We start from the raw sequence: 15,297 nt of genomic DNA on the forward strand, positions 1-15,297 counted from the left end.
AAGAAAATATTTTGCATAGCGGCTTCCTCCTGTAAGCCGCTTTCTGTATCAAGTAGTGGACTTTAAAAATCATCTGCATTTCAGGCAAAAAAGACGGCGGCTTTTGTTAAACCGTCGTCTGGAAATGATGATGTAATTTTTGACGCAGGGAAAGTATGCTGCCAAATAACGGTTTTTTTTATTTCCGTTTCGGCAGCATAGTTTTATCTTTAATACGCATAATAGGAACTGTACAACTATGCAATACGTTTTTCTATACCTGTCGCTATTACAACAGGAACAGTAAAATGTACAGAGGTGGTGTATTATGCGTAAAAAAGAAGATAAATATGATTTCAGGGCGTTTGGGCTTGCCATAAAAGAAGCCCGTAAAAAACAGGGTTTGACCCGTGAACAGGTGGGAGCAATGATTGAGATTGACCCACGCTATTTAACCAATATTGAGAATAAAGGGCAGCACCCCAGTTTACAGGTGCTGTACGACCTTGTATCTCTGCTGAATGTATCAGTGGATGAGTTCTTTTTATCCTCTGATAGTCTGGCAAAAAGTAGCAGACGAAGACAGCTTGAAAGCAAAATTGACAATTTTACAGACGCAGACCTTGTTATCATGGAAAGCGTTGCTGATGGTATTGTCAAATACAAGGAAATGGAAGATAAATAACTTCTATTGCCTGCAAGAATAAGATTGAAATTAAAATGAGCCGATAGTCTATAAGCTATATAGCTTATAAATTATCGGCTCTGCGTCTAGGCGTCTGGCTCTTTGATAATGGTTGTAATTCCGTTTTTTATTGTCACTAAATTTTCTTTTTTGCATTTTGGACAAAAGAGAGGGAAATTTACCAGTTCCGTGTCTTTGCGTATTTTAGTTCGTGTCTTGTTGTTACAGACAGGACAAAGTACCCATATTTGTTGTTCTGCCATAAAAATCACCTGCCTTATGGAATAGCTGAAAATAGAATTGAAAGAGTGTTATTTATAAAGCGATACCACATTCTAAGGCTAGGAACATAAGTTTTTCTGCTTTACTTAGCCCATATTCACACAAATCTCTAATATCCCAAGTATCATTATCTAAACAATCAGCTCCATATAAAAATTGAAGAAAAGGAATATTCCTAAATGTACAAACAGCTAAGGCTGCTGAAAATTCTAATTCAACAGTAATACAGCCTTGAGCTTTTCGGTCATTGATAATACCTAAAGTTTCTCTATATATTCCATCAGTAGTCCAACTTTTTCCTGTTATATAAGGGCAGTTATACTTGTCTAAACATGAAATCAATGTATTTATGTATTCTGGGTTTACTGATAATTCCTGATTTGCAGGAATATAGTGATAGCTTGTTCCCTCATCTCTAACCGCAGAGGTGGGGATAATGATTTTATCTTTCACGGAATCATTTAAAATACCACAACTTCCAAAAAGAATAATTTTTTTTGCTCCTAATGCAATAATTTCCTCTAAGCCAGATACACAAGCAGATGCACCAACTAATGATAAATAAAAAGCTATTTCTTTTCCTTTATAATTGATTTTATATACCGGATTTACTCCATTTGCTGTATATAATTCTGCAATTTTTTGAACGGAGTTCAAAGAGATAAACTTATCAATAATGTTTTTGGAAAATGTGGAAATACATACTTCGGGGAAATTATCAATGGGCTTTGTACAATCTGTGGGATTGATTAACGCTGTTTTTTCTTCATAGAATTTCTGAAAAATAGTAGTATCCATATTCTACACATCCTTTCCAAATTATTTTAAAAGAATATTTTTTATAATATACAAGATGTTTTCGGGTATTTGAGGACTTATAAGCATAAGGTTGCTATACAGCCGTACTCCTTGATAAGAAAATATAATTATATCAATAATAGCTTCGGCATTTACTTCGTTAAATTCTTTTGTTTTTATTCCATAAGCAATTAAAGATTCCCAAGTCTTTTTACTTAATAAATATTGCTCATATAGCAGACTTTCATTGCCTTTACGCTGTAAAGTACTAAAAAATTCATAAATTGCTAAAGTTAAACAATTACTACTATCTAACATTTCTATTTGATAGCGATTTAATAGTTCTAATAGAATTTGTTTAGCAGGAACTAGACTTTCGATTTTGTTTAAAACTTCATTTTCTTGTGTTTGCATAAGAGAGTTAATGATATGAGAAAAAATTTCTTCGGTACTTGAATAGTGTCTATAAAGACCACCTCGACTAAGTCCGGTTTTTTCACATATATCTTTCATTGTGACTTCTTTAAATCCCTTTTCTGCAAATAATTTGTATGCTTCTGAACAAATAAGTTCTTTGGTCTTATCGCCTTTAGCACTCACTACTATAACCTCCTTTGCGACACATATGTCTCTTTTAATAATTATGCGACATTTGTGTCGCAAAGTCAAGAGCTATTTCACAATCTTCCAGTTTTCTCCGTTCTTTTCCAGCATAAGGTCAAACTGTGATACCTGTGTTGTCATGGTCTGGTTATCCAGATATTTCACTGCAAGGGAAGCTGTCACCTGATTACCGCTTCGGTTGTAGACCGGATTCACCAGTTCGGAGAAAATATATTCTTTCCCCACAGGTTTCAGCACGCCCTCATTCACATAATAGGTCAGCTCCTTTGCGGTTGCCGTAGGGTACAGCTTGAAAAAGGTAGTGAGAAATTCGTTGATTTCCTCCGTGGTGATGGAATCCACCGTACCGTCACTTTGTACCGCTTTTGGGGTGTAGCCGGATTTTACGGGAACGCTGGTGATGGTAGGGTTCTGGACAATCGTCAGGTTTCCAGAGCCGTCCACATAGACCGTCACCTGATAGGCGGAACGGACGTTTTTACTGGATTCTCCCTCTGTGATACGCTGTTCCACCGTATAGGTCACTTGATAATGCTGCTCCTTTTCTTCTGTGATTTCCCATATCTGAAAATCGGTCAGGGCAGACGATACGGGGATGTCTTTTCGGACAGTATCTACATTCAGGGCTTGTAGTTCTCCGGTGAGATAGCCTTTTAAAGCATTTGTCCGGTTATCAATGGAAGCGGCGGACTGTTCCCATGAATAGTAGACTTCTGCGAAATTCTCCACAAAATTCTCTATCTTGTGGGTGTCGAGGATGGTTTCCTCAATTACTTTGGTTTCATGGACAGTATGAATGTCTATCGCCGTGAAATTCTTATAGACGGCAAACAGGAAGCTCACTGCCAGCAGCACCCACAGGGCAATCACGGTTTTTTTGTGGGTATTGACTTTGTAGACTTTCAGTTTCTTTTCTTTCTGCTTTTTCTGGTTTTCCTCTTTTCTAATCTGAATCATATCGGTTCATCCTTTCTTATTGTTTGATTCGTCCGGCTCCGGCAAGGTGCTGTTGCCAGTAGGAGCCTGTCAGGTCTGCGTAACCAATGGGATTTCCGGCATGGTACATCCGGTTATTTCCCACATACAGCCCCACATGGGTGATGTAGGTTCCGGCGTTGTAGGTGGAGTGGAAAAAGACTAAATCCCCTGCTTTTGCTTCGGACAGGGGGATGTGCTGCGTCACATTGTACTGTTCCTGTGCTGTCCGTGGCAGAGCGATTCCTGCCTTGCCATAGCACCACTGCACCAGTCCCGAACAGTCAAAGGAAGTGGAGGGGGAATCACCCCCGTACACATACGTCCAGCCCTCATACTTTAAGGCTTCCTCCATGATAGCCTGCACCGTTTCATCATCAAACTGTGCCACGGTCAGGTATTGCGATACCAAGAGGACATAGAACATATTCCCGTAGGAATACCGCCAGCCCCCGTTTTTCTCTACCGCAACAGGGTTAGTGTAGGTGACTTTCTTTCCGCCGGATTTGTCCCTTGCGAAGCTCTCTGCCAGTTCAAAGGTGTATTTTTTTCCGTGTCCTGCCACATAGTCTAGGAAACCGCCGCCGTAATTATAGGATTGAATCACACTGTTTAAGTCACAGCCCTTTGTTTCTGCCGCTGCGAGCAGTTCCGAGAAATACTTGCAGCCCTGTTTGATGGATTCTTCTGTACTAAGGGAGTTCGGGGGAAGCCCCAGAGATTCCGAGGACTGCATAACGTCTTCCAGCGTGCCGCCGGATTCCACCTGAATGATGGCGAGCAGCACATTTAAGTATTCCTCTATGCCATATTCCCTTGCATACTTTTCCAGCATAGGCTTATGGGCGAGGACTTCCTGTGATACGCTCACGCCCCCATAGATAAGGTTTCCACCGCTTCCGCCGTCTTCCTCATCCGAGAAGACAATCACCACCAAAAGGAGCAGGGAGAACATCATCACAAACACGCCGGAACAGGCAAAGAAAAGGTGTCTTAACTTCATGGTTTCTCCCCTTTCTTCTGTTTGGCAGCCGCTGTTACTGTTTTTCTCCACTCCTTTCTGGCGGTGGTACGCCGGATGGTAAAGTTCGATTCTTTTACCGCAGGGGCAGCCCGTTTTCTTTCCGGTATCACAGGAGCCGTATTTGTCTTTTGTCTTTCCTCTGGTTTGTCTGGGGAAGCCGGAGGGACTATCTGGCGTTCTGTCCTTACAGGCGGTATCTGTTCATGGTGGATGGAAGCTGCCTTTACCACCGGAACCGAAGCCCGTTCTGCCACAGTTCCCCCATAAGGAACCTGTCCCCGTTCCCTGATGGATGGGGAAACTGGCTGCATGGCTGGTTTTCCTGTATGAGTGGTATCTACATGATGTCGGAAATCTTCCGGCTGCTTTGCAGTAACAGGGCGTTCATGGACGGGAGCCGCCCCTTTGGGGGATTCGGAAGCTGTCTGTTGCGGCTGTTTTGCCTGTTCCAGTTCCGCCCTGCGTTCTGCAATGATCTGTCTGCGGCGTTCTGCCTGTGCGTTCCGCTGTTCGGCTCTGGCAGTTCGGGTCTGGGTCACGCTGGAAGTAAAATCCCGTACTCCCTCTGATACCTGTGTTTTCCCGTGGTAAAGGGCGTACTTTGCATTGACAGGCAAATCCTTTGCCTGCTCCCGAAGCTGTCCGGCAGTATCGGCTATCTTATCTTTGGTATCTGCCACCGCACCTACCGCAGAGCCAGCCCGTTTCCATGCGGATTCCTTTTCCGGTGCTGCCTGTCCGTCTGGTCTGCTGTGGTCTGCCTGCGTCCGTTTGGAAGAGCCGGAGCTGGAAGCAGTTCTCTGGTCTGAGCCAGCCTGTTTTCCTGCATGGTAGGCAGCCGTACCAGCCCCAAGAGCCGCCACAGAACGTCCTAACTTATGCTGTAAACGGTGCATATGGGCGTGCATGAGCATACGGGGTCTTCGCATGATACGGCTCCCCATGCTTTGGGAATCCCCACTCTGTAAGGAGAACATCCCCATCAAATCCCCCAGCTTGAAATAAATTCCGGCAAAGGTCACTATCTGCAAGAACGCCGTCAGGAAGAACGGGTATTCCCCAGACAGGTTGTAGAGCATGGTGGAAATGCTGAACGCTACCGTGATAATCAGGGTGATTCCGGCTCTGGTAAGGATGGTATTGAACAGCTTTGTAATGGCACGTTTTGACATCCCCTCAAAAGAGGGAACCATGCTAAGGAGGAAGCTCACAGGCAGGAACATGGCGTAGATGATAAAAAGTACCTGTGAAAAAATCATTATCCCCGTGAGCAGGAATACAAAAATGGAGATACCGATATTGAACATGAACAGGAAGAATACGGTTCCCAAGCGGTTGATGGTCTTTGTGATGGTAAGGTTGGTATTTTCCCTGTCTTCGATTTCCTCCGCTACGATTTCTTCCCTGTCCTGCCCGTTGTTTTCGTCTGGACTGGTTGAGAGCAGGCGTTCCACACGGTCAGCCCCAAGGCTTTCCACATCCGAGTTGCCATATTGTAGCAGGAGCCACGGCTGTTTGACCTGAATGGAAAACAGGCTGTCCCGTATCAAATCCACGCTGTCTTTTCCCTGGCTTTCCGAGTTCGGCAGCACAATCTTTGTACCAAGGGTCAGGCTGGCATTGCTGATGTCTGCGGAAAATTCATTGATTTTCCCGATATAATCAGGAGCATAAGCGATAAAGGCAGCGGACAGCACGAACACCACCACGAAATTCACAACGGCATGGATGGCTTTTGTGGTTTCCCGTTTGATAAGCCCTGTGTAGGCAACGTAAAGCCCCACCACCAGAATGAGAATCAGCAGGAACCCGATATAAAATCCCTCCGAGGACAAGCCGCCTGTGGTAACGCCTGCCAAGGTCTGCATATTTTTCCCAATGGAATCCGCCGTAGAGGAAATGAAGTCCAGCGAGTAGGCTTCCTGAATCAGATAGCCCGTGGCGTTGGAAAGGTACAGGCTGATTGTCCAGATAAAATTTGTGATGGCATACAGCCCGTACATCACCTGTTTTCCAATACCGTCCAGCCAGTTCCACGGGAGCCAGTCCCATCCGCTGTCCACATAAAAATCAAGCTGGTAGTTGTCCAGAGGATATTTGCTGTATTCGTTGGCAGCGTCCACCGTATCATCAACCAGTCCGGCAGCGTGGGCGGCTGTGCCGAAGACTGCAAGCAGCAGGAGGATGAGCAGGAGTGCCAGAAGCACTCTGCCAATCACTTTTCCTGCCATGCTCCCGATTTTTTTCAGGGAGGTTTTTCCCTTTGTCCGGCAAGGGACAAAGGCTGTCCCCTGCTGGATGGGCTTTCTTATCTTCATTCCTCCACCTCTTTTCTAACAGGCGGTCTGGTGTCAAAGGCATGGAACAGGTCTTCAAAGATAGGGTGGAACTGTATCACTCCCACACGCCCGTACAAATCACTGATAAGGCACTGTCCGTTTTCCAAGTCACGGAGCCGTTTCTGGTTGTTTTTATCTTCGGAATCCACCCCGAAAAAGGCGAGGGTCTTCTTGATTTCGTTGATGTCCGTGGAACGGAACGCAAACTTTAAGCCCAGATTGTTTTTCAGCTTTTCATCCAGTAAATCGTCCGTGTTCTGGGTGACAAAGTAAACGCCTGCGTTCATGGCACGTCCGGCACGAACCAGCTTCATAGAGAGGGTCTTGCCCTGTGCCACCTGTAAGAAGCTCCATGCTTCATCCAAATCCACAATCTTAAACACGCTGCGGTCGGTATGGATGAAGTCGAGGGCAAAGGTGCTGATTACAATGAGCATTGCCACGGAAAGCAGTTCCATTGTGGTGTATTCTTCAAACGAGGTTTCCTTATCCGGCAGCACCAAATCCGCTACCTGAATGATGTTGAGCTGCTTTTCAAGGCTGATGGACTGTGTGACATCCCCATCCGAAAAGAGCAGGTGTGCAAAGTCATAGTCCGTAAAGGATTCGATATGGTCGGCTATGCTGGTGCTGATGGTGGTTCCCTCCGCCCGTAGTTCCTCAATCACCTTGAAAAGCCCCCGTTCCTCACTGTTTGTCACCGCACGGATGGCTTTCCGAAGAACAGGAAATTTCTCCCCGTCACGGCTGGAAATGCCCGTTAAAAAAGTCAGGATGTCGATTGCCAGTGATTCGGAATCCTTTGGGTTCTCCATAATCACATACGGGTCGAGCAAGCCCCTGTTCTGTTCCTCTGAGGTCAGGTTTACGATATTGATTTCATGGGCGATTTCCGGCAGGGTTTCTTCCCACTGTCCCCGTTCTGCTTTCGGGTCAACAATGAGTGCCTGTGCCCCAAATAATACGGAATAATAGACAATCATGTTGTTGCTGAATGATTTTCCACCGCCGAGGGAGCCTACAAAAGCGGCAGCAAGGGCGTTGGTGACGGAGCCTTTTACCCCTTGACTGGCAAGGGCAGGCTTTAAGTACACGTTTCTTCCTGTATCAAGGCTGTACCCGATATAAATGCCCTCCGGTTCCCCTAACATCTGGGTTGCCCCGAAGCCAAGACCAGCAAGGAAGTCACTGGTGACATACTGGATATAATCGTTCAGATACCGTTTGCTGGCAGGAAGAAATTCCCCATGCAGCCCCAGCATATCCCCAAAGGGGCGAACCAGCTTCACGTTCAAATCGTCATAAAAATCTTTCACCTCATTGCAGCGGCGTTTCAGTTCCTCCAAGTCGGGAGCCGTCACACGCACCACATAGGACAGCTTATACATAGATTCCTTGCTCTGGTCTAAGGTGGATTCCAGCTCATTTACGCTGTCTAAAGCGTCCACCACGTTTGTACTGGTTTCACTGTCATTCTGCCATGCGTGGTTGTCCAAATCTTTCAGTTCTTTTTTCTTGTTCCGCACCGTGGAGAGGGCTTTCCGGTTTGTCACAATCTCCACATTCATAGAGGTATCAATGGGAAAAGTGAATTGCTGCTGCTGATAGTAAAAGATTTCCGAGGATGGGAAGTCCAGTTCCCCTACAATGCTGTTGATGGTAAAGTAGGCGGCATAAACTGTCCCGTCTTCCTGTTCGATTTTCAGATACCGCTGGTTTTCCTCTATCAGACAACGGGTGGGTTTGATGAGGTCATAGTATTTCACCAGCGTTTCCTCCTGAAACCGTTTCTTCGGAAGATAATACTCATAATCTTCGTAGGCGGTTCCGGTCTGCCCGTATAAATGCTCAATCAGATAGCCAAAATCGTCCTTGTTAAGCCGCCGGACTTTGAAGCGGCGTGAGATTTTACTTTCCAGCAGCTTTTCCATCTTCTGAAACCGCCAGATTTCTTCATTGCTCATGGAAACAAAATCCCCCATGAGTTTGTGGTTGACTTCATGGAGGAAATCGGAAACGGCGGTCTTTGCTTCCCTGCGAAACTGCTTCATGGTGACTTCCTGCTCATTGACAAGCAGCTTGAAGCCGATAAAAAAGCGGTAGTCCACCTGATTTTCCCCTATCATGGAAATCAGGGCTTCGGTCTGTGTGTCAATCTTTGCACAGGCAATATCTTTTAACTTGCCTGTTACTTCCTGTTTGGAGCGTTCCTGTGCTGCCCGTATGCTGGATTCGGTGCTGATTTGCAGGGCGTGAATCTTCCCGTCCCTGTTCTGGGCGATAAGCTGCCGGAACGAATCGTGTACCTGATATTTCTGTTCAGGGCTTAAAAAGGAATAGTTGTAGGGAAGCAGCTCATAGTAAGCGAAGCACTCCCCGTCATGGTTGAACACAAGGTTATTTTCGATATATTTAATCGGATATGCCATAAATATCACTCCTTACTGCCGTGATGGGCTGTGCCGGATATTCCTTTTCCAGCTTCACGGGCTTTCCTGCATAGGTCAGTTTCGGGCGTACCAGATATGCCAGTACGGATTTCAGGAAGCCGTAAGGCTTCTTCCCGTCAAAGGTCTTCTGGCACATGAACCAAGTGAGGGCAAAGGGTACGCCGAAATATTTCAAAAATGCCCCGTCAATAAACGAAAGGGGAGGGAGGTTCCCCAAGAGCATAACTGCAAATACCGATACCACGAACCACGCCATCTGTGTGAACGTGATGGGGAATGGCAGCTTAAAATCATTGATGGAATAGAGTACCTTTTCCACCGACCAGATACTGGTATAGCTTCGTATTTTCTTCATGTTGTCCGTCCTTTCTAAAAGATGAGGGCAGCAAAAGCCGCCCCTGAATCAAAAAATCCGCCTGCATTTCTCAAGGAGATACAGACGGGTCTACCGTAAGATTTCATATACGCCGTGGTTCGTGACAACAAAGGTTCCCTCCAATTCCATGTCACGCCCATAGGCGGCATAGTCGATATAGTTTTGTAAGTGTGCCGGAAGTTCTCCGAGCTGTCCGCTTTCTTCCAGATAGTAGCGAGCCACATCCGCCATATCGTCACAACCAGAATGGCAGATAATATCGTCTTCATGCTCACAGAGTTCTTCGATACTGCCAAAATAGGATTGCAGCTCTGATAGTTCCTCCTGAATGTACTCCGGTAAGTCCTCCACCATTTCACACAGGCGGTTGACTTCCTCAATGGGGGTATATTCGTCAATCTCAAAGGGCAGCTCATAATCATGGATGGCGTATTCCTCATACTCATCATTCAAGCCGATACGTTCCTTGACTTCCTCAAAATCCACAGGTGGCGTGAACCATGCCCCTACCAGTTCGCCCTCATTGTATTTGCCTAAGTTGGCAATGTAAATCCGCATTTCTTCCAAGTTCCTCCACCTCCTTTTAGCGGTAAAAAAAGATACCATTGTCCGTAAACAGGTAGTTTTCGCTGGTTTCCAGTTCCCGACCAATGGCAGCGTAGTCGATATGGTTCAACAGGTCTGGATGTACTTCTCCGAATACCTGAACCTCCTGTACCAGATAACGGGCGAGGGATTCCCCGTCCTGTACCGGATAATAGCGTATCTGGTCTTTGTGGTCGATAAATTCCGTAAAGCTGGGAAACCACCGCTTTTGTACCATATCCATTTCATAATAGAGGGGCGTTCCCTGCATTTCCTGTACCATCCGGCAAAGGGCGTTGATTTCCCAGAGCCTTGTGTTGCCCTCCAATGGAAACGGCAGCTCATAGTCTTCAATTTCGATTTCTTTCTCACTCTGAACCCCAAGACGTTCCCTGATTTCTTCAAAATCCACAGGACAGGAAAACCATGCCCCAGGGTATTCCTCAAAATCCTCATGGTAAAACCGTGTGGTGTTCAGGATGTAGATTCTCATTTCCTCAATCTGTATCACGTCCTTTCTTAGAACAAAAAATGGCAACTAACTTTGTTTGTCAGTTGCCATTTTTCTAATAAAATATTCGCTTTAATTCTTCATCACTATTGATTTTTTTAATTACCCAAGGTTGTAAAAAATAATTGATTTGTGGGTCTAACATACTTACTAAATGAGTTTGTCCGGCAGGGGTTAATATTTGTAAATGTTGAAGTTCTATTACTAATCCATTGTTCATGGGTAATGGCAGGGTGTGAGTTGGTTCACGTAAAAACTCCCGAATGATTGTCACCTGTTCTGGTGTCATATTTTTCAAATATTTAATCTGAGCAGTTCCTAATCTCTTTGAAGCATACTTGTCATAAAAGAAATGAAAAATTTTAGATAGTAATAAAACTATTAGTAAGGCTGTGGAAATCACAAAAACAATGCCTATTGTAAAACCATATTTTTCTCGAAAATTTATAATATAAAACTTTTGGGCTAACTTTTGAGGCAATAATAATAATGTACCACTGGCAATAGATAAAGCTCCTAAAATGTTCGGTGGTAATTTCAAAAAATCAATAAAATCCTTCATACATTTCCTCCACTTTCAATTACTATATAAAGAAATTATACCACCATTCTTAGTTTATCTCAATTATCATACGCTATCATATTACATCTTCTTTCTTTTGGGGAGTTACGCTCCCCAAGCCCCTAGTGGACTTCCGCCATGAAGCAATCAGAGCTTGCTCCATAACGGAAGTGTAAAATGGGTTTTTCTATGCACCGATAATCTTATTGAACAGTTCCAGTAAGATGTCCTTTACACCGTCCGCATTGAAGACCAGCCCAACCGCTACAAGGGAAACTACCAGAAAACCGATAAGTTTGGAAAATTCCCTCTTAAATCCGAGGTACAGTCCAATCACCACGATTGCCAGCAGCACAAGGGACTGGGCGTTGGATAAAAACCAGTTGTAAAGATTTTGTCCGAAATTCATAAAAGCTCCTTTCTTTCCTGTAAGAGTTCTTAGGTTCCAAGATTGCCGCCGTTAAAGCACCACCTCCTTTGCAGCGGCGGCTTGCTGCTTCAGGATTTTTTCGTGCTTCTCCGTCAGCCTTGCATGGGTGATGATGTCATGGACAATCTGGGTATGGTTCATCTTATCCAGACGGAGAGCCAGCTTTAACGTGGGGGCTACCTGATGGGAGAGCCAGTGCAGGGTGCGTTCAAAGGAATAGGGTTCCGGTTTGGTTGTCAGTTTCAGGATTCCTCTGTGTTCCCCGATAAACCACGCCCATTCCTCATTGATACGCCAGTCAGAACGGGGCTTTGTATCGTCCCTGTCCACGAACCGGACATAGCGGTTGATGATTTGAAAGGCTGTCCGTTCTGGATTGTCATGTTCTAACAGGTCACGGATGGCGTAAAAGGCACGCTCATTTTTCAGCCGGATTTCAAAGCGGTTCTTTACCTCTGCGTCCGCAATGGGAATATCGTGCTTTTTGTACTGCTCATAGTCCTTTTCATAAATGCAGAAGTACACCTCACTTTGGAGGGAGCCGATATACAGGGTGTTCCCCATACATTCTTTTTCCCCACGCCGTACCAGTTCGCCGCTGCGGTAGCTTTTGAAGCTGCGGAAGACCGAGATACATTCCTCATTCCGGCACTTCTCTGTCAGATGGGGAATGTTCAGGATTCCCGTTTTGTCATTGATGGCGAGGTCAAGCCGCTTCATCACGCCGTCTTCCATGAGAACATCCATGAAAAACTCATACCAGCTCCGTTCCTGTGCCAGCAGATAGCTTTCAAACTGGCGGCAGCCACGCCCTTTCAGTTCCAGCAACACCCCTTTTTCCAGTTCCGGTGATACCAGAACGAAAATATCCCCCAGATAGTAATGCTCTGTGTAAGAGTAGAAGCCGTAGTCTTCATGGATAAAGTAGGGAAGTTTTAGCCGCAGCACGTCTTCCACGATATGTTTTACATCCGTAGTGGGGAAGCGAATCCGCACATAGTCAAAGAGCATTTCAAGGGGAGCGTCTGGATTGAAGCGTTCCAGAGCTTCCGTGATGGTTTCCTGTAATGCTTCGGATGGGTGAGCCTTGCCTGTTTCAATATCGCTCAGGTACGGACGGGTGATTCCGGCAGCTAACGCAAGTTTCTGTTGTGAGATACCATAAATTTCCCGTTTCTCTTTGATGTCCCGTACCCATGTTTCTTCATTCAGTGAAAATCCCTCCTGTCTAAAAAAGCGTATGTCAACTTTCAGAGCCTTGTTGACATACGCCGGATATGGGAAAATCCCTTGTGTACCGTGGGATTCTGCCCTGTTGTTTGATTGTTGTCTGTCGATTTGTACCCCTCTGTTAGATACGAGGGGTTTATGCTGGCGTGCCTTGCGGCACACCAGCCACAGCAGGTCAGTCCGTTTCTGCGGCTTTCGCTTCGCACGCCGCCTGCACTCCCTGCCTGCTGTCTATGAGCTTTTTAATTTCTTTGAGGAAATCGTGTCCTTTTGGTACAAGAGGCGTGTAAAACTCCGAGATAACGCTGGTTCCCACATCCACATAGCCACGCCCTTTTATCTGCTTTAGAAAGAAGTCCTTTGTGGTTTCCCCGAACATCATCCCATAGCCCATTTCCGACATCCGCCCCAGAGCCACACGGAAATTAAACTGGTCACGGATTCCATCCCCCAGATACTTTGCGTCCGGACGCTGGCAGGCGAGAATCAGGAAGAAGCCTGCCTGCCGCCCGAGCATAACGATTTGCTTTAATTTGTTGAGGACGGCGGCGTTTTCCTTTGTGCCGAGCATTTCCATAAATGCCACATATTCATCAAAGATAAGGAAATGTGCCGGAAGTCCCAAGTAAGCGTAGTTTTCCCCTGTCCGGTAATTCTCCATGAGCTTCATGTCTTCACTGCGTTTCATCATTTTTTCATAGAAACGGTCAATGCAGGCGAGCATATCTTCCTTTTTGTAATACACATCCGGCATAACCGTCTGTAAATCCGCAAGGTCGGCGTTCTTTGGGTCTAACACGAACAGGACGGTGTTGGTGCGGAGCAGGGCTTCAATGAGGGTCAGGATGAAGTAGGTCTTTCCGCCGCCGGTTCCTCCGGCAATGAGCATATGGGGGAGCTTGTCATACTCCCACCAGACATTTTCCATAAGCTGGAGCCTGCCGTCCTTTGCCTGCACGTCCTCAATGGAGATACGGTTGGCAATGGTGTCATAGAGCAGGGTGTACTCCACATAGGAATCCTTTAATTCCTTATCCGTCAGCTCACAGTACAAGCCGCTTTCCAGCTTTTTCTCCAAGTTTAAGAGCTGTTCCTGATATTTTCCCAAGGTGATTTCTACACGGATATGGAGCAAGCCCTGTTTCATCCGGTAGTAGATTTTGGGAAAGTAAGTGATGGTTTCTTTGGAACGGCTAGAAGACAAGCCCTTGAAAAAAGCGTCTTCCTTTCTCTGTTCCGATTCATACCACTTGTTTTCCAATACCATCCTTGCCAGCTTTTGGCGGTGGATGAGCTGCTTTACTTCATCCCTGCGGTATCGCCAGAACAGAAGAACGGCTGTAAGACACACCGACCCTGCCATGCCCATACTAAATAACAGGTAAGGGATGTTTACATCCTGTAATATCTGGGAGAGGGACACTTCCTGCCAGTTGGTTCCGGCAATCTGCCCTGTATGAAACAGCAGGACAACCAGCAGGAAGACAGGGAACAGGGCGGCAAGGGCAGTATGGGACACAAGGTCTTTATCCGTGGGACGGATACGTTTTCCACGGGGGAAAAGCTGTTTTATGGGAACAATCCTCCTTTCATTTTTTTATGTTCCTGTTATTTTACAGGGGAACGTCTTTCTTCGGCGTCTGCGGATTCATGGCAGCCCCTTTTTTCAGGACAATATCCTCTGCCTTGATGTACCAGTCCACCTCTGCTCCCTGAAAGGTAGCCGTTGCCACGGTATCTGCCACAGGACTGATAAGTTCTACCTCTGCGTTGTAATCGAACTCCTTTAACGGCACGCTGGCAGGGATGGAAACCTGAATCATACGTCCCTGTCCTCTGGATTTTAAGTCATAGGTACGCTCCTTGATTTCTTCTGATACCGAGCCGTCTTCATTCTGGAGGTGAACCTCACGGCGGAGGGCAGAAAATTTCAATGCCCCGAATGTTGCTTCCTTGTCAATCACGATTCCGTTTGCTAATCTCATAGTCTGATGTCCTCCTTTTCCTTACGCTTTTACCATATCGTCAGCGTGCAAAATGTAGTTGGTAAAGCCCCTTGTGCCGATTTTATAGCCCTCTGCGGTGATACGGGGATTGACGAGCTTCACACGTTCCTCAAAGTCAAAATGTTTTTCTCCGGCTTCGGCAGGGAGGATAACCACAATATCATCCGCCCTCTGTACGTCTGAATACAGATTGAAGCTGCGGGAGAGTACCGCCATGCGTCCGTTGATTCTTCTCTGTTCTGTTTTGTCTTCTCCGGCAAACTCCAAGTTGCCGAATGTTTTTTCCATGTTGGGGATAACGAATTTTAATTCCATATAGATGTACCTGTCCTTTCTGAATGTTGTGTTTGATGGTTGGTTTCGGGTTCTGGTCTGGAAGCGGAGGGGAACGCTCCGGCGGTGGTGATTTCTTCGTGGTATCACATCCTTTCTGGTTTTAGG

17 protein-coding genes are annotated in these 15,297 nt (G+C 45.9%); 1 reads left to right on the forward strand and 16 read right to left on the reverse strand.

Annotated elements, in window-relative coordinates; genetic code table 11:
- Nucleotides 1-307: 307 nt before the first annotated feature.
- Entirely contained in the window at nt 308-664 is a 357-nt protein-coding gene (locus DW743_RS07325; protein WP_103900081.1) for a helix-turn-helix domain-containing protein, read from the forward strand.
- 86 nt (nt 665-750) lie between these two features.
- On the opposite strand, the gene DW743_RS07330 is transcribed toward DW743_RS07325, so the two are convergent.
- The 16 genes from DW743_RS07330 to DW743_RS07410 all read right to left on the reverse strand — a co-directional run bounded on the left by DW743_RS07330 (nt 751) and on the right by DW743_RS07410 (nt 15,171).
- Nucleotides 751-927 carry a cysteine-rich KTR domain-containing protein gene (locus DW743_RS07330; RefSeq protein WP_080664505.1) on the reverse strand — a complete coding sequence of 59 codons (177 nt, stop codon included), beginning with the start codon at nt 925-927 and terminating at the stop codon, nt 751-753.
- Nucleotides 928-979: 52 nt separating this feature from the next.
- Nucleotides 980-1,744 (reverse strand): nucleoside phosphorylase, encoded by a 765-nt coding sequence (locus tag DW743_RS07335; protein ID WP_117761132.1) that lies wholly within the window; start codon nt 1,742-1,744, stop codon nt 980-982.
- Nucleotides 1,745-1,765: 21 nt separating this feature from the next.
- Nucleotides 1,766-2,344 (reverse strand): TetR/AcrR family transcriptional regulator, encoded by a 579-nt coding sequence (locus tag DW743_RS07340; RefSeq protein ID WP_117761134.1) that lies wholly within the window; start codon nt 2,342-2,344, stop codon nt 1,766-1,768.
- 72 nt (nt 2,345-2,416) lie between these two features.
- On the reverse strand, nt 2,417-3,325 hold the full coding sequence (locus tag DW743_RS07345; RefSeq protein WP_117761136.1) for a conjugal transfer protein: 909 nt from the start codon (nt 3,323-3,325) through the stop codon (nt 2,417-2,419).
- 16 nt (nt 3,326-3,341) lie between these two features.
- Complete coding sequence (locus tag DW743_RS07350) at nt 3,342-4,346, reverse strand: bifunctional lytic transglycosylase/C40 family peptidase (RefSeq protein ID WP_011861916.1); 1,005 nt, start codon at nt 4,344-4,346, stop codon at nt 3,342-3,344.
- Nucleotides 4,343-6,685, reverse strand: coding sequence for a CD3337/EF1877 family mobilome membrane protein (locus DW743_RS07355; protein WP_117761138.1), 2,343 nt, complete (start codon nt 6,683-6,685; stop codon nt 4,343-4,345). Before DW743_RS07355 ends, DW743_RS07350 begins: the two co-directional genes overlap by 4 nt.
- Nucleotides 6,682-9,135 (reverse strand): ATP-binding protein, encoded by a 2,454-nt coding sequence (locus DW743_RS07360; protein WP_117761140.1) that lies wholly within the window; start codon nt 9,133-9,135, stop codon nt 6,682-6,684. The genes DW743_RS07355 and DW743_RS07360 overlap by 4 nt, the downstream gene beginning before the upstream one ends.
- On the reverse strand, nt 9,119-9,511 hold the full coding sequence (locus tag DW743_RS07365; protein ID WP_005427021.1) for a conjugal transfer protein: 393 nt from the start codon (nt 9,509-9,511) through the stop codon (nt 9,119-9,121). Before DW743_RS07365 ends, DW743_RS07360 begins: the two co-directional genes overlap by 17 nt.
- A gap of 90 nt (nt 9,512-9,601) precedes the next feature.
- Nucleotides 9,602-10,090: an antirestriction protein ArdA gene (locus DW743_RS07370; RefSeq protein ID WP_180958843.1), complete on the reverse strand. Its 489-nt coding sequence runs from the start codon at nt 10,088-10,090 to the stop codon at nt 9,602-9,604.
- A 25-nt stretch (nt 10,091-10,115) separates the two neighbouring features.
- Entirely contained in the window at nt 10,116-10,610 is a 495-nt protein-coding gene (locus tag DW743_RS07375) for an antirestriction protein ArdA (RefSeq protein ID WP_117761233.1), read from the reverse strand.
- 73 nt (nt 10,611-10,683) lie between these two features.
- On the reverse strand, nt 10,684-11,190 hold the full coding sequence (locus DW743_RS07380) for a superinfection exclusion B family protein (protein ID WP_011861920.1): 507 nt from the start codon (nt 11,188-11,190) through the stop codon (nt 10,684-10,686).
- A 187-nt stretch (nt 11,191-11,377) separates the two neighbouring features.
- Complete coding sequence (locus DW743_RS07385; protein ID WP_002570387.1) at nt 11,378-11,599, reverse strand: hypothetical protein; 222 nt, start codon at nt 11,597-11,599, stop codon at nt 11,378-11,380.
- A gap of 51 nt (nt 11,600-11,650) precedes the next feature.
- A complete protein-coding gene (mobT, locus tag DW743_RS07390) occupies nt 11,651-12,874 on the reverse strand; it encodes a MobT family relaxase (RefSeq protein ID WP_117761235.1) in 1,224 nt (407 codons plus the stop codon).
- A 151-nt stretch (nt 12,875-13,025) separates the two neighbouring features.
- Nucleotides 13,026-14,423, reverse strand: a complete 1,398-nt coding sequence (locus DW743_RS07400) for an FtsK/SpoIIIE domain-containing protein (RefSeq protein WP_117761144.1) — start codon at nt 14,421-14,423, stop codon at nt 13,026-13,028.
- A 40-nt stretch (nt 14,424-14,463) separates the two neighbouring features.
- Nucleotides 14,464-14,835: a YdcP family protein gene (locus tag DW743_RS07405; protein ID WP_117761146.1), complete on the reverse strand. Its 372-nt coding sequence runs from the start codon at nt 14,833-14,835 to the stop codon at nt 14,464-14,466.
- Nucleotides 14,836-14,856: 21 nt separating this feature from the next.
- Entirely contained in the window at nt 14,857-15,171 is a 315-nt protein-coding gene (locus tag DW743_RS07410; protein WP_002578441.1) for a YdcP family protein, read from the reverse strand.
- Between the last annotated feature and the right edge of the window lie 126 nt (nt 15,172-15,297).

This window comes from Blautia sp. AM28-27 (genome assembly GCF_003480905.1).
In the GTDB taxonomy this organism is placed as follows: Bacteria; Bacillota; Clostridia; order Lachnospirales; family Lachnospiraceae; genus Fusicatenibacter; species Fusicatenibacter saccharivorans.